Consider the following 22,748-nt stretch of genomic DNA (forward strand, 5'->3'; position numbering starts at 1 on the left):
CAGATGAAACAACCGGTCACCGGTGTTCTGTGCGGGCCCTCTCCAGTACGTACCCGATTGTCCCCTCACCCAGACCCTCGCCGGGAAAGGTCGGTTCCGTGCAGGCAAACCCGTTTTTTTCAAGCACCCGGATGGATGCCCTGAGCTCCGGGCAGGTTGTCGCCATGATGCGGGCGATACGCCGGTCCTCGAAGATTTCGGGGATCAGGTTGTGGACTGCCTCGGTCGCGTACCCCCGGTTCTGGTACTCGTCCAGCACGGCATACCCAATCAGGACAGTATCCGGTGCGTTGAATGCCGATGCGATCCCGCCGGTTCCGATAAGGACACGCCCTCTCTTGGCCGGTGTGTCCAGAACCCAGTACCAGCAGGTAAAGAACGGATCGGTCTTTTCGGACGCCATACGGATGAACTCATTAAGTACCTCGTCATTCATTTCACCGGGTGGCCATGCAAAAGGTACCTTTGCCTCCAGCAGCCGGGCAAGCTTCGCGTGGTCGTGAAGATCGCTTTCCAGCACTTCCACGGTTGCCGGGACAAGATCGAGCCGTTCTGTCCGGATACGTGAAAGGGTTTTCACGGTTTTTTCCCGTTCCTTTTTTGGTGCCCGGTGCGTTATGTATGTTGCCTTTCATCAAGTTCCCGGGGATGAACATCGGATTTACCGATGAGGATTCATCACGGGTATTTTCATTTTTTCAAAGGACATAACCTGATTGGTGGGGACGCCGCACGGGAATCCCGTTAAGGTTCACTTTGACCCGCTCCCGTTCATGCCGCCATCTGCCTGCGGGAAAAGCCGTTTTCTTGCAGGAAACGCCGGTGATTATGCCCGGTACCGGAGGGAATACCCGGCCGTGGAACCGGCAAGGGGGTGACTGCAGCTTGCAGAACGGGGCTTTCGTGTCCATGCATTCGATCCAATGCCGGGATTCGCAGGAACCGTCTGGTTTTTCTTGGTATACAGGAATATATTTCAGCACATAAGAACCCAGAAAAGAGCGGGTGATGAACAGTATGCGATGGTACATCTGGATCGTGCTGGTGGTGTTTGCGTGCGTTCTCGGGGCCGGCTGCATGTCAACCCGGATCCAGAATACCGCCATCACCGTCTTAAGCGATGACCTGGACTCGTTTACTCCGGTCAATGTTGGGTCGGTCGATTTCTACACCGCGGATTTCCAGCTCGAGAACCCCACCAACAAGACATTTGAGAACATCGAGGTCCAGGTCAACCTGATGCCGACGACGGCGTACTGCCATTCCCAGTCGGCAACCTTTGATATCTCTTCGATGACCCCCCACCAGAAACAAAAAGAGACGTTCTCCTTCTCCGAGTTTGCGGATCTGGACTGCGCCTATAACTTCACCTCGTCGGTGACCTCGGACCAGCCCTAGGATCTCCGGAAGAAACGGGTACAGGCCAAAAAGAGGGAGTGCCGGCGATTACTGCCGGTTGTTCCGGAACACGCCCATGAACAGGCACTCGTCCGCCGCAATCGTATCGACGCCGACCTGATCCCCGATCGGCATCCCGAGGCCCCGGACGATGGCGGCAGGTGTGCATTCGTCCGCCTCGCCCATCACGAGTTCGGCTGCGGATGCGATGTTATCTGCGACCGCCCTTTTTGTTACTTCCAGTCTGCGGCCGAACAGGTCGCTCCGTCCCCGGTCATCGATGACTGAGGTAATACCGGCGCAGCCGATGGCCACCCCGGAACATCCGAGCCGCATCGCGTGGGTGCGGCTGTCAGCGACAATTACGCCGATCCGGGTATGACACCGGCGGGCGATCTCATTCCGGATACGTATGGCGCTTGCATCAGGATCAGCCGGCAGGGGTACGATACATCCCGGTGGGGCATTGGAGGCGTCCACGCCCGCATTCGGGAGGAGGGTGCCCTGCTTCATGCAGAGCAGGAAACCCGGGATACCGCCAACTACCTCGTCGCTCTCGGCAAGGACGACTTCGACGGTGCGGGGGTCCATGTGGTAGCGCTCTGCCAGCTCCTGTGCACGTGGGGATGGGGTGACCGTATCGAGCCTGACCACGTTTCCCTCGGCTGTCGCGACCGCGGTCTCGGCAAGGACGAGGATGTCGCCGTCCGCAAATCCCCCGCATGCCGCATCTGCCGCAACAATGATACTTTCAGTGAACGGATCATGTGGCCGGATAATGCCCGTAGAGAGGCCGGTAACGGTAAAGGAGGCATTCATACGCCCTTCACCATGTGCTCGTATACCTTCATTATGTCACGGGTGGCTGCCACATCGTGAGTCCTGATGACCGATGCGCCCTTTTCGAGAAGCTTCATGGTCACGGCGAGGGTGCCCGGCAGCCGGTCCTCCGGCTCTCGGTTGAGGAGCATTCCGATAAAAGTTTTCCTCGATATCGCAGCAAGCACCGGGCGGTCAAAGCGCATGAACGTATCGAAGTGCCGGCAGAGTTCCCAGTCCTCTTCTATCGAACGGAACGGTGTCCAGATGCCGACCCCGGGGTCGAGGACGTACTCGTTCACCCCGGCCGTTTCGCACCGATTGATGACTCCTTCGAGCGAGGCAAGGGTTGCATCAACCCCGATCGGGTCGCCCGGTACCTTGTTTGCGGCCATCACAAATGCCGGAAGCCCGGCGTCCGCGACCTTTTTTGCATAGGCCGGGGAGACAAAACCGCTGATGTCGTTTGCAGCATGGATATCATGTTTCAGGCAGACATCGAGCACGCCCGGGTGCATGGTATCAACCGAGAGCGTAATGCCGCTCCCGTCCAGCTCCCCGAGGGCGGCATCTATACGTTCTGCCTCCATTTTCCCGCTGATCGCCTGGGTGTTTGGCGCTGTACTCCGTGCGCCGATATCGATCATATCGGCGCCCTGCTCGACCATCGCTACTGCAGTCGCATGGACCTTCTCAATGGGAATATAGGAATTCAGGTAAAACGACTCGCCGCTGCAGTTGATGACCCCCATCAGCCGGGGAGGGGCATCCCCGCCAATCTCAAGTTTATTGACCCGGCAGGATTTCATAGCATCCTCCTCGTTGCCGCAGCAAAGGTATTTTCCATGAGCGTTACGATGGTCATGGGGCCCACGCCGCCGGGAACCGGGGTTATTGCCGACGCAATATCCTTTACCGCTGCAAAGTCCACGTCCCCGACCAGTTTCCCGTCCAGCTGGTTGATGCCGACATCGACGACGACCGCGCCGGGTTTTACCATCTCCGGCGTGATAAAATGGGCTTTTCCCACTGCAGAGACAAGGATATCTGCCCGTTTGAGTTCTGCGGGAAGATCCCGTGTTCTGCTGTGGCAGACGGTCACGGTTGCGTCGGCGTTCGTCAGGAGCGCCGCCATCGGGCGCCCGACATCGATGCTCCGGCCGGCGACAACTGCCCGGGCACCGGTGACAGGGATCGTGTATTCGGCGAGCAGGGTCATGATCCCTTTGGGCGTGCAGGGGGCAAACCGGGGTTTCCCGCTCATTAAAAGGCCAAGGCTCGTCGGGTGGAACCCGTCCACGTCTTTCTCTACCCTGACCGCGGAGATCACCCGGTCGGTATCGATCTGCTTCGGGAGAGGAAGCTGGACGAGGATGCCGTTGATCTCCGGGTCCTCGTTCAACCGTGCAATGGTCTCGAGCACTTTCTGCGTGGTGGCGTCCCCTGGGATTTCGATTCCGATCGACCCAATCCCCACCCGCTCACAGGCCCGGTGCTTCATGCGCACGTACATCTGCGAGGCCGGGTCACTGCCAACGATCACGGTGGCAAGCCGGGGGTACAGCCCTGACTCGCCGATCGCTTCCTTGAGGAGTTCGAGTCGCTTTTCCGAAACCGCTTTTCCGTCAAGGATGGTGGCCATCGTCACACCCGCACCAATGCTTTAGGTCACCGGGTAAATCGGGAACTTCCCTGCCATCGCGGTGACTTCCCGGTTGATCTTCTGGATCAGCGTCTCGTTCTTGATGTCCTTTACGACTGCAGAGATCCAGGTGCCGATCTGGCGCATCTCTGCCTCTTTCATGCCCCGTGAGGTGACGGCAGGGGTACCTACCCGAAGACCGCTCGTGACGAACGGGCTCTTGGTCTCATTCGGGATCGTGTTTTTGTTCACCGTGATACCCGCCTTACCGAGCGCAACTTCTGCCTCAAGGCCGGTCAGGTGCTGGCCGGTGAGATCAATGAGCATCAGGTGATTGTCCGTGCCGCCCGAGACGAGCCGGATGCCGTTGTCCATTAAGGTCTCGGCAAGGACTTTTGCGTTCTTCACGATCTGCTTGTTGTATTCCGTAAACGAAGGCTTGAGCGCCTCCTCGAAACAGACCGCCTTTGCCGTGATCGTGTGCATCAGGGGACCGCCCTGCATGCCCGGGAAGACCGCTTTGTCGATCGCCTGCGCATATTCGCTGTTGCACATGATCGCACCGCCGCGGGGGCCGCGGAGGGTCTTGTGGGTAGTGGTGGTGGTAAAGTTCGTCACACCGACCGATGTCGGGTGAATGCCTGCCGCGACGAGTCCTGCGATATGGGCGATATCTGCCATACAGTAGGCACCGACATCGTCAGCGATCTGCTGGAATGCCTTAAAGTCTATCGTCCGGGGGTAGGCTGAGGCACCGCAGACAATCATCTGAGGTTTCTCCTTCTTTGCCATCTCTCCCACGATGCCGTAATCGAGGGTCTCCGTTTCCGGGTCCACGCCATACTGGGCGACCTGGTAGAACTTGCCGGTGAAACTGACCGGCGATCCATGTGAGAGGTGGCCGCCCTGGTTGAGCTTCATGGAGAGGATTTTTTCTCCCAGTTTCATGTACGCAAAATAAACCGCCATGTTTGCCTGGGTGCCCGAGTGGGGCTGGACATTTGCATGCCCGGCGCCAAAGAGTTTTTTCAACCGGTTGCGGGCAAGGTTCTCGGCCATATCATGGAACTCGCAGCCGCCATAGTACCGCTTTCCCGGGTAACCTTCGGCGTACTTGTTGGTCATAATCGACCCCATTGCCTCGAGCACCGCACGGCTGACAAGATTCTCGGACGCGATCAGTTCGAGCCCGTTTGTCTGGCGGAGCCGTTCCTTCTCAATGATATCTGCTATTTCTGGATCAGTTTGGGAAAGATACGACATATGGTTACACGTTCGTTTGGATCAGGTAATACCTTTTCTTAAACATGAGCGCGAGGGATGGTGGATCCAGGGTGGAATGCCGTTATAAACCGGGTTTTTGCGTATGTTTTAGCACAGGTTATCCCGGCCGGAGAAGGCGCGTGGGGACAGGGCCGGGAGGTTCGCGTGGGGACTGTACCCCGTCTTTTGGGGAAAAAGAAGCACAAACCTTTTTTTCTTATCCGCAGATCACTACTATTATTAATAAGGAGTGCGCCGCACCAGTATATATCGCAAGTGTACAGGTATGGCATGGTGCAACCGGATGCAAAGATCAGGTATCTTGAGTTCGAACTTGAAGAAAAGGAGAAAATGGTTAGAATGATGGAAAGTTCAGGAAGCGGTGCCGGCGAGGATCGCGTCGCAGCGCTCGAGAAAAAGGTCAACGAGATGGAAGCACTCGTAAAAGGGCTCACCCAGGAGCTCCTTGACCTCAAGTCCATTGCAATGAAGATGTCCAAGCAGACAGAGGAACGCAGCCGCCAGGAACTCAAACGTATGCAGCCGATCGTGCAGGGTTCGCAGGTGTCCGGTAGTGCAGCCGCGCCTCAGCAGGGCGGCAGCACGGTCGTGATTCGCAAGGGCGCCCGGGTGGAAGCCGAGCCGCAGGCCCCGGCAGAGCCTGCGATGGATATGATCATGCAGACCGATGGGACGATGAAGCTTGAGCCCCGGCGCGGGGAAAAGGACTATATCGTTGCTTCAGCCGGCTATGGCAGGAACAAGAAAGGAACCTCGGCCAAGCCCAAGCAGAGCGATCTGATCTACGCCGTGGAAGAAGACAAATCCGATGCAGCAAAGAAGTAAGGATAACGAGGAGCCGGATCTTTGCACATCACAGAGCTGGAGATAGATAATTTCAAGTCTTTTTCAAAAAAGACAAAAATTCCCTTTTTAGAGGGTTTCACCGTAATATCGGGCCCGAACGGCTCCGGGAAGAGCAATATCATCGATTCAGTCCTTTTTGTGCTGGCGCTTTCGAGCTCCCGCAACCTGCGTGCAGAGAAGCTCACCGATCTCATCAACCTCAACTCCGGGAAGAACACCGCCGAAGTCGCCATCGAATTTTCCGACGGGACCAGGATCCGCCGCCGGATCAAACGGACGGGAAACGGCTATTACAGCTACAATTACCTGAATGACCGGCTCTGCAAGCAGAGCGACATTGTCGACCACCTTGCAAAGTTCGGCATCATCCCGCACGGCTACAATGTCGTGATGCAGGGTGACGTGACCCGGATCATGGAGATGAGCGACAACGAGCGCCGGAAGATTATCGACGAGATTGCCGGGGTCTCCGAGTTCGATACCAAGAAGCAGCAGTCGCTATCAGAGCTTGACGTGGTAAGGGAGCGGATCGAGCGCGAGGAACTCCTGCTCATAGAACTCACCAAACGGGCAAACGAGCTCAAAAAAGAGCGCGAACATGCGCTCGAATACCAGAGGTGGCAGAAAGAGCTCGGCTTTTACCAGGGGTGCCGGTCCGCCGCCCAGCTCCACGGGAAGGAAAAGGAGCGGGCCACGCTGCTTGCCTCCGCTGAAGAGCAGAAAACCAAAATTTCCCGGATCGAAGCGGATCGGGGCCTCGAGGAGAATGAGCTCTCGTATCTCAGGGCCGACCTCAGGGATGTTGACGAGCTTATCAACAAAAAGAGCGGGCCCGACTACCTGAAACTGATTGCCGACCTCGAAGAGGCAAAGAGCGGGATCAAACTCGCGGAGCAGACTATTGCCCGGCTCAGGAAGGATAAGGAATCAAACCTCGAAGCGATCAACCGGGTCTTTGCCGATACCAAAAGGGCCGAGGCGCGGGTGGCAGAGCTTTCCGACCAGATCCGCACACTCACCATCGACCGGACCAATATCGCGATGGAAGTGGCGACCTCAAAGGCACAGTTGGAGAAGGTCGAGACCGAGATCCGGCAGTACTCCTCTGATACGGAGGAGTTCCGGCAGAAACTCTTCGCACTGATGGAGGAGGCGGAGACAAAGAAGGGAGAGCGCTCCACCATCCTCCACCAGCAGGACATGCTCATCGAAAAGAGCCGGATGCGGACGAGCGAGCTCGAACGCCTCACCGCGCTCCAGAAGCAGCTCGACGAGGAGTACGCGGAAAAGCAGGAGCAGTTGTCCGGGAACGAAAAGACGGTCGCGGCGCTTGCCGGCCAGAAAAAGGAACTCGACCGCAATCTCTCGGAGCTGGAGAGCGGCCTCTTTGCCCAGCGGTCATCTCTCGAACGGCTGCGTGGGGAGATGAAGGATGCCGAGCAGGACGCGATCCGGCTCGAAGCCGCCCAGCAGGCCCGGGGGGAGTCCGGGGGAAAAGCGATCGAGGCGGTCAAGGCAATGGAAGGAGTCCACGGCACGATTGCAGATCAGGGCCGGGCGCCCCCGGAGTACGCGACGGCGCTCAATGTCGCTGCGGGCAACAAACTCCAGTTTGTGATCTGCGACACCGACCAGATCGCGGCCGATGCGATCCGGTACTTAAAGGATGAGCGGCTGGGACGGGTGACCTTCCTCCCGCTCAACAAACTCAGGCCGCCCACGCTCCCGCCCGTCAAGGAGCCCGGCGTCGTCGACTATGCGGTCAACCTTCTCGACTATGACCCCGTGTACGACCGGGCATTTGCCGTGGCACTCGGGGCGACGGTTGTCGTCGATGCGCTCGAACGGGCACGGAAACTGATCGGGAAGTACCGGATGGTAACTCTCGAAGGCGAACTGCTGGAGAAGAGCGGGGCAATGACCGGCGGTTCGGCAAAGAAGCCGGTGCGGGGATTCGGTGCTGCCGTGGACGACGAGATCGTCCGGATCCGGTCGCATCTTGCCGAACTTGCGGGCGAGGCCGCGACACTTGAAGGGGGCGTCAAGCGCATGACCGAAGAGGTCGATGCCAGACGGGCTCTCCGTAACGAGATTGACCAGAACGTAGCCCGGGCCGGGGCGGTCACCGAAGAGTATACCCGCCGGTTCGAAGCGATCACGGTCGAGAAGCAGACGATCGAAGCAGCAGTCGCCCGTCAGAAAGAGGAGACCGGCAACAGTGCGGCGGAACTGTCCGCACTCGAAGGGGAACTGGACAAGGTCACCGAAGCGATCAACACGATCACTGCAAAGATCGATGGAATAAAGAAAAAACTTGACGATACCAACATCCCGGCGCTCACCGACCAGATGGAGAAGAAGAAGAAGGAGATCGAGGAGGCGGAACGGCGCCTCAGGAATAAGGAGGCGGACATGAACGACGCCTCCCGCGAACGCCAGCACTTCACGGCCCGGACCGGGGAACTCTCCGAGGAACGCGCCCGGCTGGACGAGCGCAACCGGCAGATCGATGTGGAGATCGCCATGTCGAACGAGCAGATCGCGGCCCATAAGACCGTGATTGGGGAACTTGAAGAGAAGCAGAAGGAGTTCTCCGGGGAACTCGAAGGCCTGCGGAAGAAACGGGCGGAGGTATCGGACAATATCCACACCTCGGAAACAAAACTGATGAAGTTCGATAACGATAAGGAACGGTTCACGATCCAGCTGACCGCCCTTGAGGAGCGGGCAGCGGCACTCGCCGCCGAGGTCGCGGCGCTCGTGGCCATTGTCGGCGAGGTCAAGACGGACCTCACGCTCACCGAGATCGAAGGGAAGATTGCCGACGCCGAACTCGCGCTCCACAAGATCGGTGCCGTGAACATGCTTGCCATCGAGGAGTACGAGAAGATAGAGCGGCAGGTCGGGGAGCGGACTGAGAGAAAAGACACCCTTTCCAAGGAGCGGGCGAGCCTGATCGAGCGTATCGGGCAGTACGAGAAAATGAAGTTCGAGGCGTTCATGACCGCTTTTAAGGCCATCGACACCAATTTCCGGGAGATCTTTGCCCGGCTCACGAGCGGGAGCGGGAACCTGGTGCTCGAGAATGAGGATGACCCGTTCACGGGCGGTCTCACGTTTGCGGTCAAGCCCCGGGACAAGAAAGTCCACCTCCTCTCCTCCCTTTCGGGCGGGGAGAAATCGCTGACCACACTGGCGTTCATCTTCTCCATCCAGCACTACATCCCGGCGCCCTTCTACGCGTTCGACGAGGTGGATATGTCTCTTGACGGCGCGAACGTGGAACGGATCGCGGCGATGATAACCGACCTCGCCCCCTCGTCGCAGTTTGTCATCGTCTCGCTGCGTAAACCGATGATCGAGGCGGCGCAACGGATCATGGGCGTGACGAGCCGGCCGGACAAGAGCACGCTTGTTACCGGAGTCAAGGTCCATGGCTGAACCGGAGAAAAAAGGGAAACGCAGGGTGGATCCGGGCGCAAATACGAGCGGGAACGGAGAGCATGTGCCGGCAGAAACTCCTGATGGGGATCGACCCGGAACCGATAATCCCGGCCCGGTCGGGCTCACTGAAGCCCATCCTGCGGCAGGCGAGGTCTCCAGTGTCACGGAACCTGAGATCGTCGAGGACCCGGTCGAGATCCTCGTCGGCCTTGCAGAAAGGGGCGAGATCGACCCGTGGAACATCGACATCATCGAGGTGACTGACCGGTTTCTCTCCGAACTGGAGCGGTGCCGGCAGCTCAACCTCCAGATCTCGGGACGCACGCTCTTTTACGCCGCCACGCTCCTGCGCATGAAATCCGAACAGCTGGATGTCGTATCCGGGGAAGACGATGCTGACGGCGACGGCGATGCCGGGGAGGACTTCGATCTTGCGGGCGATCTTGATTTCGAGGGTGAGGGCCGGTTCGGGCCCATCGAACGGCTGGAGAGGGAGATCCAGCGCCGGCTCGACCGGAAGAGCCTTCGGAAGAGTCCCGTTACCCTCTTCGAGTTGATCATCGAGCTCAAGAACCTCGAAAAAGAGGAACGGAGGCGCCGTCGGCTCCCCCCGCTGGAGGACTCCCTGATCGAGGCTGACGACGTCGTGGGCATTGCGCACGAGGAAGGGTACCAGGACTCGTCCCGGCAGGTCATCGAGGAGTGCCTGGCAAACGCCGATCCGGACGCGGAGATCACGCTCGCCGAACTTTGCAGGGATCTCGGGTGGGAACTTCCCGATGTCTATATCCCGCTGCTCTTTCTCGCGCTGGACGGCCGGTGCTCGATCAGGCAGGAAGAGTTCTTCGGGGACGTGTTCGTGCAGGTTGCGAAGGTGGACGGTGCGTGAGAGAGCTGATGTTAAAGATCCTGATATCCCTCGGGTAATCCTTGCTCCTCGTATGCCGCTGATCAGGTGAATTACGAGATACGGGGAACGAATGAAGGGGATCTGCTGCACCCCCTCCATCTTGCGACTGGCTCTTCCGGTTACGCACCGGCAACCCGAAACGCATTCTCCGGCACGAGGATCTCGAAACGTGCCCCTTTCCCGGCCTCTCCGGTCTCCCGTATCGTGATTCCGGTGATGCCAAGGATCTCCCGGGCAAGGAAAAGCCCGAGGCCGGTGTTTTTCCCGTACCCCCTCCCGAAGATCTTCTCTTTCTCCTTAACCGGAATACCGATGCCGTTATCTTCAAATATGATGGTAAGGCCGTCAGGGCCCGTGCGGGATTGCACCCGGATCTCCGATACATTCCCGCCATGCCGGAGCGAGTTGTCAATCAGGTTCTGGAATACTTTTTCGAGCATCAGATCCGCAAACACCTCAAGATCTCCGAGTTCGCTCCGGATGATGATGGCATCGGTGTGGGGTACAGAAGAGAGGATCTTCCCGGGTTTTTGCCATTCCGGCTCCTTGGTACCGAGATTCTGGTAGACCCGGGTGAACTCGACCTGCGATTTGATGATGTTTGTTACGGACTCGATCTTATCGAGGAGTGCAGGATAATCCTGCTGAGCCCCATGTTTTCGGGCGAGCGCAAGATGGCCCTGGATAACTGCGATCTTGTTGAGGACATCGTGCCGGGTAACGCTGGAGAGCAGGCTGAGCTGCTTGTTTGTCCGGAGGATCGCCTCCTCCATACGTTTCCGGGAGGTGATGTCCCGGAGGGAGACAAGAATAGCTGGAGCATTCTGGAAGAGAATCCGCTTTCCGATACCTTCAATCCAGATCCGCCGCCCGCTTGCCGTGATGGCCTGGTAATTAACCGGGTAGGAGTCAATCCCCTGCGCAACCTGACTGAAGTCATGGAGAACACCAGCTCTCGATTCCGGGGCAACAAAATCCAGTATGTTTATCGCCTCGGTCCGATCAGGATCAACCTTTGCTTCGACCATCTCTGCAACTGCCCTGTTGCTGAACAGGATCGTCCCGGTCATGTCGATGATCAGGATACCGTCCAAGGAATGCTCCACGAGCGTCCGGAATTTCTCCTCGCTTTCCTCAAGCGTATGCTCAATGCTGGCCCGTTCGGTTTCCGCCGCCTTGCGCTCCGTGATATCCCGCATGGAGATAAGTATCGCCGTGGACCCGCCAAACGCGATCTTCTTCCCGATGCACTCGACCCAGATCTCCCGGCCCGCCTCAGTGATCAATTTATAGTGGACGAGATAGGCATCGGTTCCCTGCGCGACTTTGCTGAAGTCCTGAAGTACGGGTGCCCGGGATTCCGGGGCAACAAACTCCAGCACGTTCTTTTTCCCGATCAGAGATTCATAATCTGCAGCATCGACCATGCGGCCCGCGGCCTGGTTTGCAAAGATGAGTTTTCCCGTGAAATCGACAATCAGGATGCCGTCAAGCGAATTTTCGACAAGTGCCCGGAACTTCTCCTCGCTCTCCCTGAGTGCCTCCTCTGCCTTCTTGCGGCTGGTAACGTCACGCAGAATACCGGATATGGCAATTACGGACCCTGAAGAATCAAGAACTGGAGCCCCGTTGTCTTCCATCCAGAAAACATTTCCGGTTTTATCGTATATCCGCAACAGGGTAACCGTAGACTTCCGTGTCGACAGGGTCTTTTTGAAATCTTCCATAACCGTTGCCTGATCTTCTGCGGCAATAAACTCGGTAAAATGCCGGGAAATCACTTCGTCCGGTATGAAGCCGTACCGGGAGATCTGGGGGCTGATATGGGTGATTACGCCCTGCGTATCCACCATATAAATGACATCCCTCGTCGCTTCGGTCAGGAGGCGGTATTTTTCCTCGCTCTCACGGAGCGCCTGTTCCTGTTTGACGAGTTCGTCGTAATTCTGCCGAAGCTCTTCCTCTGTGGCGGTAAGTTCTTCGTAGGCAGCATGGAGATCTTCGTTCTTCCCAAGCAGTTCCTCCTCGATCCGTTTGAGTTTGGTCACTTCAGCGGTCACCGTCAGGATGGCGGATCTATCGTTGATAGTGACCGGAATAACAGAAAACAGAACGTGGATCGGTATCCCTGATTTTCCTTTCAGTGCAAGGGGCACATTCTCAAGCCTGCCGGAGAGGATCATGCGCGAGGTGAACTTGCCAAAGTCAAGGAGGGAGAGCAGGCCGAGCTCAACGGGGCTTTTTCCCAGCACTTCGGATTCTGTATACCCGCTGCTCGCGAGGAAGGCCGCGTTGACTTCGATAAATTTACCGTCCGGGATGCTGTTGAGCGCAATCGGGTACGGGCTGTTCTCGAAAATAGTCCGGAACTTATTTTCGCTCTCTTGGAGCGCCCGCTCTTTTGCGCTGAGCAGATCATAGTGCTGCCGGAGCTCTTCTTCGGCAGCGGTAACCCTCTCATAGGCAGCATGGAGCTCGTCCGTTGCTTTTTTCCGTTCCGTGTTGTCGAGAAAGGTCTCCAGCAGACATGCCCTGCCGTGAAAATTGAACGGGATAACATACTTTATAATGTTAACAATTTTTCCGTTTGCAGTGAGGAGCACGCGTTCGGTATTGTCCACCTCCTGGTGCAGGTCAGTGATCGGGCATTTACCCTGTTCCGCCGGGCAGATGAACTGGTGGCAGACCTTATGGAGGATCTGATCCTTTGTCGTACCCATCATCCTCGCTGCTGCGGGATTGAGATCGACGATCTCATGCGTTCCGGCGTCGATGAGGACAATTCCTCCCTGGACCGATGAAAAGATCTGGTCGAGATAATCGCGGTTCTCGGCAAGCGCCGCTTCCATCTGCTTGCGATCTGTTACATCCTTGAAGATCCCCCGGGTATACTGCGCATTCCCGTTCGTTATCCTGCAGCTTGACAGACCTTCCATGTACACTTTTTTTCCGTCACGGGTTTTGAATGCCACCTCGATAATCCCCACATTTTCGCCAGCCATGACACGGGGAAACAAATCCCTGCAGTGTTCCAGGCTCTCCTCGTGAATAATGTCAAAGAGTGTCAGGTTGGCGAGTTCCTGGTCCTGGTAGCCGAGGGTATCCTGCCATTTTTTGTTGACAAACAGGAAATGCCCGTCCGGAGCAACGCTCTGGATCAGGTCAGTGGCATTCTGGAGATCATGGTAGCGCTGCTCCTGCTCTGCAAGGGATACCTGTGCCTGCCGCATCTGGATGGTCCTGCGAATCACATGCATGAGTTCCATGTAGAGTGCTTCGGGATTCCCCCCTTTCTGGAGGTAGAAATCAGCGCCGTTATTCAGGGCTTCGATAACGATCTCTTCGCGCCCCCTCCCGGTGAAGATGATAAAAGGGATATCCCCGTGGGATGCGCGAACCTCTTTAAGAAAGGCGATACCGTCCATCCCCGGCATCTGGTAATCGGATATGATTGCATCGTAATGGTGCTGTCTGAGGACGTTCAGGCCAATCTCCGCTGAATCTTTCGTATCGACAGAGAATTCTTTGGAACTTTCAAGAAATAATTTTGCAATTTCGAGAAGATCCGGCTCATCATCAACGTACATGACAGAATACATGGCTGGCACCATATTCCCGGGGAATGCGGATAAATTCCGGTTCTCTTATTGATGAGGGATATATCTTTTGGATTGGAGGAACGGTCATCCGCTGCTGCCGTCATGCACATATGGACCGTCTCTCCTCGTCCTGTTTTTTCCGTTACAGGGGATTACTGCGACAGGCAGTCGTACATCCAGCCCGTCACCTGGTAGGTCGGCGGGCTGGTATCTGGCCGCATATCGTTGTCCATGCGCCACTCGAAGAGGCCGGCAAGGTTGTGCTCTTTTACATAGGCACATTTGGCCGCTACTGACGCCTGTGTATCCGGCCCCACGTTATCAGAATAGCCCGATTCGCTCTCGACTCCTCCTATCATCTTCCCGTAAGGAAAGCCGGCCGTTGCATAAGCGTCGGCGTACGATACGAGATCGTACTTGTCCCCGGTCCCATAGGACATTATGTTGATCTGATCCACGCTGTCCTTTAACCCGGCAACCGTCTGTGCCGATTCGACCCCGGGCCAGACCGTATGGGTCAGCAGGTAGGGTCTGCCCTGCGGGCTGTTTCCTGCTGCCGCAAACGTGGCATGGCAGGTCGAGAGAAGCGAGGTCAGCTGCGGGGCATAATCGTCGATCTGCCCGCTTTCCCAATCCATGTCATACCCGTCAAGATCGTATGCCTTCAGGTAGGCAAGGACGCTGTCCGCGAACTTCTGCGGGTCCTGCGCTGCCACGAGGTATTCGTTGTCAAGGTCACCTCCGAAGTTAGAGGTGATAAAGATCTCAGCATCCGGGTTGTTTTGCCGGCAGAGCGAAACAACCTCCCGGATCCTTCCCTGCATTTCGGCCCTCTGTGCGGCGTCATCCGCTGAAGTTCCGACAGGCAGATCGGTGAGCACCCCATCCTTTACCGTTGCAAACCCGATGTAGAGCCGGTTAATCTTCTTCCATGGGATCTGGTCCTGTGCCGACATGACCAGACTATAGGTGTCGTCGTTTGGATCAGGATAGAGATACCAGTAGGCGGCAATGATCCTGTGGCCGGAGGTTGCATTCCCTTCACTGGCGATGGTTGCAGTAACGGTTCCACCGCCCGGTGGCGAACTCCCGGAATTTGCGGAGCCACTGCTGGAGAACAGGCCCATGATTGCGCTGATAATGCCCTGCATGAAGCCGGGCGTTACCGGGGCCGCCGGGGCCGTGGTTATTACAGCAGCAGGTTGGAGCACTGCATTCACGACAACCGTCTGGTCAGCCGGTACATAGACCGTCGCTGTGTATGTCTGGTAACCGTCAAGGAAGACAGAGACCGTATGGGAACTGTCCCCATGCACATTGTCGAATTCAGCAAACCCGGTGCTGTCGAATGCGATGCAGTTCCCGGAATTATCGGCACTGTCAAGACATGCGCCGCTGCCGGCAGGAGCCGAATAAATCTGAATGGTGCCGGTCGTTTCTGCTGCTGCAGGGAGGGCAGTTAACAGAAGGCATCCGATCAGGAGAACCGGAATGATCAGGAGAAAATGGCCTGTCGGGCAGGCTTGTCGTCGGTGCATACGTTCCATTGCATTGTGAGGATATTTCTCTTTCTTTCTCTGGTTGTGCAGGATAGAATGTGTGGCGCATGCCGGAGGTACTTTACCGGAAATGGGCCACGGGGGGTGATCGGTATGGTCCCCCCGCATCACCCTGGCTTATACCATTGCAGGTACCCCTTCCGCCCAAGCCTCTACCCGTTTCCGGATTCCTTCATCAATATACGATGACAATGTCACCCGGTCGCGGGCAATACTGAGGAAATACAGTTCGCCATTGGGATCATGGCATTTCAAGAGGACGGAGAAGTGATCGGCACCCGGTATGTGCCGTACCTTGCCCTGGTGTGCTGCGATGTTGGCCATATTCGTGATCATGGCAGCGATGCCGAACTCGTATCCGTCAACGGAATCATACATTTCCTGCCCGGTCCCGATCCGCTTCCCTTTATCATTTGTGTACAGGAATTTTGCGGTGTACATCTCCCGCACGATCTCTAGGGGAGGATGGGACTTTTTTACACTGCGGTAAGACGTACAGCCGATCGGATTATTCAGGACAAGCGCCCGCACGACCATGGTAAATGCCGCGATATCTGCAAACGGCGTATTCAGGATACGGACAGCACTCTTTGTTCCGGGTTTGGGCTTGAAATATCTCATCTGGCACCCTGCAGACTCTTGCCGCAGCTGCATCTGGCCGCCCGGGTCTCCCGCACCTGTCATAACCGGCGTGCGGTTTCTTCAGCGACGGCTGGTATTTCCCCGCGGCTCTTACCAGAAAGAATGCCCGGGAAAGAGAAAGCCTTGGTGGTCGGAGCGAGGGTCAGGAGGGGAAAACAGAATACATTTCCCACTAGGGAAAGCCTTTATTTTTCCCCCTCTTACCCCCTCTTTCTGCAATGCAATCCGGCATTATTTTGCGGCTGGTCCTACCTCATTATTCCGATGGAAAATGATGCGTAACTCCGGATAAATTCCGGTTATTTTGTGAAAGGGGGGTCAGTGGGGGAAATTTTTTTGGAGTGGGGATATTTCCTGTCGACAAAGGAGCGTAGGCGGGACGGTTTCCCCTGCCGTTTCATAATGAGATATTCCGGTCGCGGGCAGAGCCGTGAAGATGTCAACAGCTAAAAGAGCGGAGCGGTACAAAGGGATCGTTGGTATGGCCACATACATCCTCGTCCATGGCGGCAACATGTCCACGGATACGTGGAACCGGCTGACCGGAAGGCACGATTATCCCGACGGGTGCCGTCTCGGGGCAAAGTACTGGGACGGGACCATTGCCATTCTCAAAGAACACGGTCATCGTGCCTTTGCGCCAACGCTTGCAGATGAGCATACTCACAACCTGACCGATCATAGTGAACAGGTCTGCACCCTGATAGAAACGCAGGATCTCAGGGATCTGATTCTCGTCGGGCACAGCTATGGCGGGATGGTCATCACCGGGGTTGCGGACAGGATGGCGGGAGAGGATAAGGCACCTCGTGTACCTTGACGCGGCACTGCCTGACCCGGGGCAGTCTCTCTTCGATTTGTTTGGCGAAGGCGGTGTCGATCCCCGCTCGTTTCCCGACATGGAAGCGGCGTCCGCATACGTCGAAAAACTGCATTTTGATCCGCGGGAGATACAGCAGCTGCCGAAAACCTATATCCTCTGTACGGAGAGCGAGTTTGCCGGGGTCACCCGTGTTGCCCAAAAGAAGATTGCCGCTCATAACATTGGGTGGACGTATCTCGAACTGCCAACGTCCCATGTACCTATGGCGACGATGCCGGATCGGTTTTACCGGATCATCCTCGGAACTGCGAAAAAGTAGCAGGCGGTATACGATCCCATTATTCCATGCTTCCCTGCAATTCATGCGCGAGGCCCGGGTGCTCATGCCCAAAATGCGGCAGGGTGGGGCCAGGTTCGTGATGTTTCCTGCGCGACCATGCCCGGCCGGAGGTTCTTGGGGATCTCATTCCTGCGAAAATCTACGAGTTTTTAGCACAATCCTCCATAATCCAGCGTTTTTTGTAGGCATCCTGGAAAACCGGTAAGCAGTCGCGGCCCTGGTGATCCGGCCGATCCGGATCGCCGTACCAAAATCCGTGAGATACGGGCCGGGAATCCTGTTTTCGTGAACCGGGAAAATTATTTGCCTGACTCATATAAGTCCCAATATGCCGGGCCAGGAAAAAAACGGGAGGTCATAGAAGGAATCCTTAAATCCTAGTCTGTGGAATAATGTGATCCACAATTTCTGATGAAGACCCGACGAAAATCGCCCCCCGGGCGGTGTCGGTTCCGAAGTGGGCAGGGTGCAGGCAACAAGGTATAAATAATCCTGTGACCTACATTATGAGCCCGTGTTCAAGTGAACAAACACGACGAAAAACGTGTGATGAAGAGCCAGCAGAGCCGGCGAGTGTCCGGAGGTTGGTTCCGAATACCAGCAATGCAGGTAACAAGGTATAAATAGTCTTGTGACCTACATTATGAGCCCGTGTTCAAGTGAACAAACACGACGAACACAAGCATTCTTTGATGGAGATCCAACGCGACCCGGCTTGACCGGAGTTGGTTCTGACGTTGATACTGGCAATGCGGAAATTTGTTTAGTAACCGCTAATTCCTCGAAATTAAGGTTCAGATATTAGTGTGCGTACGTATGTACAATTTGAATTCTGGTTGATCCTGCCAGAGGCCACTGCTATCGGAGTTCGATTAAGCCATGCGAGTCGAGAGGTGTAAGACCTCGGCATACTGCTCAGTAACACGTGGACAACCTACCCTGAAGAGGGGGATAACCCCGGGAAACTGGGGATAATACCCCATAGACTATGGATGCTGGAATGCTTTGTAGTTGAAAGGTCCGCCGCTTCAGGATGGGTCTGCGGCCGATTAGGTTGTTGTTGGGGTAACGGCCCAACAAGCCTGTAATCGGTACGGGTTGTGGGAGCAAGAGCCCGGAGATGGATTCTGAGACACGAATCCAGGCCCTACGGGGCGCAGCAGGCGCGAAAACTTTACAATGCGAGCAATCGTGATAAGGGAACTCCGAGTGCCTGTAAAATCAGGCTGTCCGCCAGTGTAAATAACTGGTGAAGAAAGGGCCGGGCAAGACCGGTGCCAGCCGCCGCGGTAATACCGGCGGCTCGAGTGGTGGCCACTATTACTGGGCTTAAAGCGTTCGTAGCTGGTCTGTTAAGTCTCTGGGGAAATCTTCCGGCTTAACCGGAAGGCGTCTCAGGGATACTGGCAGACTAGGGACCGGAAGAGGTGAGAGGTACTCCAGGGGTAGGAGTGAAATCCTGTAATCCTTGGGGGACCACCTGTGGCGAAGGCGTCTCACCAGGACGGCTCCGACAGTGAGGAACGAAAGCTGGGGGAGCAAACCGGATTAGATACCCGGGTAGTCCCAGCTGTAAACGATGCGCGTTAGGTGTATCGGTGACCACGAGTCACCGAGGTGCCGAAGAGAAATCGTGAAACGCGCCGCCTGGGAAGTACGGTCGCAAGGCTGAAACTTAAAGGAATTGGCGGGGGAGCACCACAACGGGTGGAGCCTGCGGTTTAATCGGACTCAACGCCGGGAAACTCACCGGACAAGACAGCTGAATGATAGTCGGGCTGAAGACTCTACTTGACTAGCTGAGAGGAGGTGCATGGCCGTCGTCAGTTCGTACTGTGAAGCATCCTGTTAAGTCAGGCAACGAGCGAGACCCACGCCAACAGTTGCTAGCTCGTCCTCCGGGATGGAGAGGACACTGTTGGGACCGCCTCTGCTAAAGAGGAGGAAGGAATGGGCAACGGTAGGTCAGCATGCCCCGAATTGTCCGGGCTACACGCGGGCTACAATGGGTGGGACAATGGGTATCGACACCGAAAGGTGAAGGCAATCTCCTAAACCCATCCTTAGTTCGGATTGTGGGCTGCAACTCGCCCACATGAAGCTGGAATCCGTAGTAATCGTGTTTCAAAATAGCACGGTGAATATGTCCCTGCTCCTTGCACACACCGCCCGTCAAACCACCCGAGTGAGGTCTTGATGAAGCCGTCGTTTTCTGCGGCGGTTGAATCTAGGTTTTGCAAGGGGGGTTAAGTCGTAACAAGGTAGCCGTAGGGGAATCTGCGGCTGGATCACCTCCTAACGAATTTTATTTCGGGTTAAAGCGGTTACTGGACAAACTGTAAAATTGCCGGTGTCGACAAGAGAAGGCTCAGGTGTCTGGAAGGGGGCACACAATCTGGGTTCGAATCCCAGGGAGCTGTTTAGATGCACCTCGAGATGCGAATCACGAGGGAAGGGCTGAAAGTCAAACCAATGACTTTGCGAGGCCGTGTAAAGGTTTGCACTCAGGACGTTAAATGGGTTTAGCGGAGCATTAGTTTAAACCTACCAGTGGATGGCTCGGTTCAAGTGCCGAAGAAGGGCGTGCCAAGCTGCGATAAGCTCCGGGTAGACGCAAGGAATCTATGATCCGGAGATACCCTAATAGGACATCCTAACGCTTAACTGCGTTTATCCGTAAGGATAGGGAACGCCCCGAATTGAAACATCTCAGTAGGGGCAGGAAGAGAAATCAACCGAGATGTCGTTAGTAGAGGCGATCGAACACGACAGAGCTCAAACCGAATCCCGCAAGGGAGATGTGGTGTTATAAGCCCACCGTTACGATGCCGGATGTGAAGCGGAAGTTGCCTGGAATGGCACACTACAGAGGGTGATAGTCCCGTACGCAGAAGCAGACGGCGTCAGGTGGTGTCTTGAGTACCGCGGGTCGGAATTCTCGCGGGAATTCAGGGGTCATCAACCCCTAAAGCTAAATACAACTTGAAACCGATAGCGAAATAGTAGCGTGAGCGAAAGCTGAAAAGTAACCCTGAAAAGGTGGTTAAAAGTGCCTGAAATTGGTAGGTGATCGCGAGTTGCGGCATGAAAGGATCTTCCTTATGAAGGAACCCGTCGCGAGGCGGTAGTACGGGTAAGGTTGCCAGTGTCGCAACGTACGTTTTGAAGAACGGGCCAGAGAGTTTATTCTGTTGGCGAAGGTTAACCTCAAAGGGAAGCCATAGGGAAACCAACAAGTCCGTAGCAGCAATGCGTGGGACGACGTATTAAAAGTGCGTGGAGTCAGCAGGATAAGACCCGAAGCCGGGTGATCTATGCGTTGGCAGGTTGAAGCGTGACGAAAGTTGCGTGGAGGACCGCAAGCGGTATTGATATGCAAATCATTCGTGTGACCTACGTATAGGAGTGAAAGATTAATCGAACCCGGCATCAGCTGGTTCCTCCCTAAACATGTCGCAGCATGACCTAACCGGAGGTCGTTGGTGAGGTAGAGCACTGATTGGGGGAGCTGGGCGGGAAACTGCTCACCCCCCTGTCAAACTCCAAACTCCCCAACACCCTAGATGGTTGGAAGTCCGCATTACGGGGTAAGCTTGTAATGCGTAAGGGAAACAACCCAGACCGTGGTTAATGTCCCTCAATGTAGGCTCAGTGTAAACACTGAAATTGGTCCTAGGTCAAAGACAACTGGAAGGTGAGCTCAGAAGCAGCTATCCTTTAAAAAGTGCGTAACAGCTTACCAGTCAAGATTTAGGGCGGTGAAAATGGACGGGGCTAAAGCCTACTACAGAGACCACGGAGCACCGAAAGGTGATCTGGTAGGGAGGCGCTCTGCGTGGGTAGAAGCTGGGGCGTAAGTTCCAGTGGACCGCGTAGTGATGAGAATTCTGGCAGTAGTAGAAGCATAGTTGGGTGAGAATCCCAACCGCCGCAGGGGCTAGGTTTCCTCGGCAACGTTCGTCAGCCGAGGGTTAGTCGGTCCTAAGGTGCGTCGTAACTCGAACGTACCGAATGGGAAACAGGTTAATATTCCTGTACCATGTGGTTTTTAGTCGTAAGACCCTGACGCTTGGGGGTATGCTAAGCGGGACTGTCATCCCGTCCAAGCACATAACTCTGTGGAGTACCGTAATGGTGAGAATCAGAAGAAAGTGTGATGGGGTAACTTAGCAAATTCCCTGAGCCCATGAAAAGGGAATCACATGTCCGTACCGAGAACCGACACAGGTGCCCCTCGCTGAAGAGGTGTAGGCGTGTCGGATTTAATCGTAGTTAAGGGAACTCGGCAAATTGGCCCCGTAACTTTGGGATAAGGGGTGCCTGCCTGGAGATCAGGCAGGTCGCAGTGACCGGGGCGCACTAACTGTCTAATAACAACATAGGTGACTGCAACTCCGAAAGGACTAGTATAGTCACTGATTCCTGCCCAGTGCGAGTATCTGAATACCGGGTTCAACCGGACGAAGGACTCGTAAACGGCGGGGGTAACTATGACCCTCTTAAGGTAGCGTAGTACCTTGTCGCTTAATTGGCGACTTGCATGAATGGATTAATGAGTGCGCTACTGTCCCTAACACGAATCCGTTGAACCTTTTGTCCTAGTGCAGAGACTAGGGACTCCTGATGGGAAGTGAAGACCCCGTGGAGCTTTACTGCAGCCTGTCGTTGAATTACGATAATTCTTGCGCAGTGTAGATGGGAGGCGTTATATCCAGTACTTTCGGGTGCTGGGGAGCCAACGATGAGACACCATCCTAGTTTTGTTGTAGTTCTCACTCTAACGAGGACACCGGTAGGTGGGCAGTTTGGGTGGGGCGCCACACCCTCGAAAAAATATCAAGGGTGCCCCAAGGTCAACTCATGTGAGTCAGAAACTCACAGAAGAGTGTCAAGAGCATAAGTTGGCCTGACGCGATTATGCAAAGCAAATAATCGCGAGAGGAAACTCGGGTCTAACGAACCAATATAGCCTTTTGGTGAGGCTTATTGACTACAGAAAAGCTACCCCGGGGATAACAGAGTCGTCGCCGGCAAGAGCACATATCGACCCGGCGGCTTGCTACCTCGATGTCGGTTCTTTCCATCCTGGCTGTGCAGCAGCAGCCAAGGGTGAGGTTGTTCGCCTATTAAAGGGGATCGTGAGCTGGGTTTAGACCGTCGTGAGACAGGTCGGTTACTATCTATCAGGAGTGTTTGAAGTCTGAAGGTAAGAATGAAATAGTACGAGAGGAACTTTCATTCGGCGCCTCTAGTCGATCGGTTGTCTGACAAGGCAGTGCCGAGCAGCCACGCGCCAAGGGATAAAAGCTGAAAGCATCTAAGCTTGAAACCCGGCCTAAAAAGAGACTTCGTTACAGGACATGGGTAAAAGACCCGTTTGATAGGCTTCGGATGTACGCACGAAGGCAACGACGTGTTCAGTCCGGAAGTACTAACGTCCAA

Annotated in this window: 14 protein-coding genes and 2 rRNA genes; 8 read left to right on the forward strand and 8 right to left on the reverse strand. The window is 55.7% G+C overall.

Annotation, left to right across the window (positions count from 1 at the left end; translation table 11 throughout):
• Positions 1-16: 16 nt before the first annotated feature.
• Positions 17-580 carry a GNAT family N-acetyltransferase gene (locus tag ACLQMU_RS09410; protein WP_424040650.1) on the reverse strand — a complete coding sequence of 188 codons (564 nt, stop codon included), beginning with the start codon at positions 578-580 and terminating at the stop codon, positions 17-19.
• 437 nt (positions 581-1,017) lie between these two features.
• Here ACLQMU_RS09410 and ACLQMU_RS09415 point away from each other — a divergent pair, with 437 nt between their 5' ends.
• Entirely contained in the window at positions 1,018-1,398 is a 381-nt protein-coding gene (locus ACLQMU_RS09415; protein ID WP_424040648.1) for a hypothetical protein, read from the forward strand.
• 48 nt (positions 1,399-1,446) lie between these two features.
• On the opposite strand, the gene cofE is transcribed toward ACLQMU_RS09415, so the two are convergent.
• The 4 genes from cofE to glyA are packed head-to-tail and all read right to left on the reverse strand — an operon-like array spanning position 1,447 to position 5,122.
• Positions 1,447-2,217, reverse strand: a complete 771-nt coding sequence (gene cofE / locus ACLQMU_RS09420) for a coenzyme F420-0:L-glutamate ligase (RefSeq protein ID WP_422150505.1) — start codon at positions 2,215-2,217, stop codon at positions 1,447-1,449.
• Positions 2,214-3,026, reverse strand: a complete 813-nt coding sequence (gene folP / locus ACLQMU_RS09425; RefSeq protein WP_422150506.1) for a dihydropteroate synthase — start codon at positions 3,024-3,026, stop codon at positions 2,214-2,216. The genes cofE and folP overlap by 4 nt, the downstream gene beginning before the upstream one ends.
• A complete protein-coding gene (folD, locus tag ACLQMU_RS09430) occupies positions 3,023-3,859 on the reverse strand; it encodes a bifunctional methylenetetrahydrofolate dehydrogenase/methenyltetrahydrofolate cyclohydrolase FolD (protein WP_424040646.1) in 837 nt (278 codons plus the stop codon). Before folD ends, folP begins: the two co-directional genes overlap by 4 nt.
• A 21-nt stretch (positions 3,860-3,880) precedes the next feature.
• A complete protein-coding gene (glyA, locus tag ACLQMU_RS09435) occupies positions 3,881-5,122 on the reverse strand; it encodes a serine hydroxymethyltransferase (RefSeq protein ID WP_422150508.1) in 1,242 nt (413 codons plus the stop codon).
• Between the two features lie 291 nt (positions 5,123-5,413).
• Here glyA and ACLQMU_RS09440 point away from each other — a divergent pair, with 291 nt between their 5' ends.
• From ACLQMU_RS09440 to ACLQMU_RS09450, 3 genes are read left to right on the forward strand one after another with little or no spacing between them, the layout of a single operon-like run.
• Positions 5,414-5,968 carry a DUF7518 family protein gene (locus ACLQMU_RS09440; RefSeq protein ID WP_422150509.1) on the forward strand — a complete coding sequence of 185 codons (555 nt, stop codon included), beginning with the start codon at positions 5,414-5,416 and terminating at the stop codon, positions 5,966-5,968.
• Between the two features lie 21 nt (positions 5,969-5,989).
• Positions 5,990-9,430: a chromosome segregation protein SMC gene (smc, locus tag ACLQMU_RS09445; protein ID WP_443673674.1), complete on the forward strand. Its 3,441-nt coding sequence runs from the start codon at positions 5,990-5,992 to the stop codon at positions 9,428-9,430.
• The gene (locus ACLQMU_RS09450) at positions 9,423-10,322 is read left to right on the forward strand and encodes a segregation/condensation protein A (RefSeq protein WP_424039380.1); all 900 of its coding nucleotides are present in this window, start codon (positions 9,423-9,425) and stop codon (positions 10,320-10,322) included. Before smc ends, ACLQMU_RS09450 begins: the two co-directional genes overlap by 8 nt.
• Before the next feature lie 140 nt (positions 10,323-10,462).
• On the opposite strand, the gene ACLQMU_RS09455 is transcribed toward ACLQMU_RS09450, so the two are convergent.
• From ACLQMU_RS09455 to ACLQMU_RS09465, 3 genes are all read right to left on the reverse strand, one after another.
• A complete protein-coding gene (locus ACLQMU_RS09455; protein WP_424039391.1) occupies positions 10,463-13,942 on the reverse strand; it encodes a PAS domain S-box protein in 3,480 nt (1,159 codons plus the stop codon).
• 152 nt (positions 13,943-14,094) lie between these two features.
• Positions 14,095-15,480, reverse strand: coding sequence for a glycosyl hydrolase family 18 protein (locus ACLQMU_RS09460; protein WP_424039390.1), 1,386 nt, complete (start codon positions 15,478-15,480; stop codon positions 14,095-14,097).
• Between the two features lie 138 nt (positions 15,481-15,618).
• A complete protein-coding gene (locus ACLQMU_RS09465; protein WP_424039388.1) occupies positions 15,619-16,155 on the reverse strand; it encodes a hypothetical protein in 537 nt (178 codons plus the stop codon).
• A gap of 424 nt (positions 16,156-16,579) precedes the next feature.
• On the opposite strand from ACLQMU_RS09465, the gene ACLQMU_RS09470 reads away from it, so the two are divergent.
• From ACLQMU_RS09470 to ACLQMU_RS09485, 4 genes are all read left to right on the forward strand, one after another.
• A complete protein-coding gene (locus ACLQMU_RS09470; RefSeq protein WP_424039387.1) occupies positions 16,580-16,963 on the forward strand; it encodes an alpha/beta fold hydrolase in 384 nt (127 codons plus the stop codon).
• Positions 16,953-17,285 (forward strand): hypothetical protein, encoded by a 333-nt coding sequence (locus ACLQMU_RS09475; protein ID WP_424039385.1) that lies wholly within the window; start codon positions 16,953-16,955, stop codon positions 17,283-17,285. The genes ACLQMU_RS09470 and ACLQMU_RS09475 overlap by 11 nt, the downstream gene beginning before the upstream one ends.
• 850 nt (positions 17,286-18,135) lie before the next feature.
• Positions 18,136-19,603: ribosomal RNA gene (locus ACLQMU_RS09480) — 16S ribosomal RNA — on the forward strand.
• A 229-nt stretch (positions 19,604-19,832) separates the two neighbouring features.
• Positions 19,833-22,748 (forward strand): 23S ribosomal RNA (locus ACLQMU_RS09485); the annotation flags it as partial.

Origin of the sequence: Methanoregula sp., assembly GCF_052325125.1 — an archaeon.
GTDB lineage: Archaea > Halobacteriota > Methanomicrobia > Methanomicrobiales > Methanospirillaceae > Methanoregula.

Excerpts from the sequence above, each read along its gene's own strand:
- ACLQMU_RS09415 (WP_424040648.1), top strand. The coding sequence starts at position 1,018 with ATGCGATGGTACATCTGGATCGTGCTGGTGGTGTTTGCGTGCGTTCTC.
- cofE (WP_422150505.1), bottom strand. The coding sequence starts at position 2,217 with ATGAATGCCTCCTTTACCGTTACCGGCCTCTCTACGGGCATTATCCGG.
- folP (WP_422150506.1), bottom strand. The coding sequence starts at position 3,026 with ATGAAATCCTGCCGGGTCAATAAACTTGAGATTGGCGGGGATGCCCCT.
- folD (WP_424040646.1), bottom strand. The coding sequence starts at position 3,859 with ATGGCCACCATCCTTGACGGAAAAGCGGTTTCGGAAAAGCGACTCGAA.
- glyA (WP_422150508.1), bottom strand. The coding sequence starts at position 5,122 with ATGTCGTATCTTTCCCAAACTGATCCAGAAATAGCAGATATCATTGAG.
- ACLQMU_RS09440 (WP_422150509.1), top strand. The coding sequence starts at position 5,414 with ATGGTGCAACCGGATGCAAAGATCAGGTATCTTGAGTTCGAACTTGAA.
- ACLQMU_RS09450 (WP_424039380.1), top strand. The coding sequence starts at position 9,423 with ATGGCTGAACCGGAGAAAAAAGGGAAACGCAGGGTGGATCCGGGCGCA.
- ACLQMU_RS09455 (WP_424039391.1), bottom strand. The coding sequence starts at position 13,942 with ATGTATTCTGTCATGTACGTTGATGATGAGCCGGATCTTCTCGAAATT.
- ACLQMU_RS09460 (WP_424039390.1), bottom strand. The coding sequence starts at position 15,480 with ATGCACCGACGACAAGCCTGCCCGACAGGCCATTTTCTCCTGATCATT.
- ACLQMU_RS09465 (WP_424039388.1), bottom strand. The coding sequence starts at position 16,155 with ATGCAGCTGCGGCAAGAGTCTGCAGGGTGCCAGATGAGATATTTCAAG.
- ACLQMU_RS09470 (WP_424039387.1), top strand. The coding sequence starts at position 16,580 with ATGTCAACAGCTAAAAGAGCGGAGCGGTACAAAGGGATCGTTGGTATG.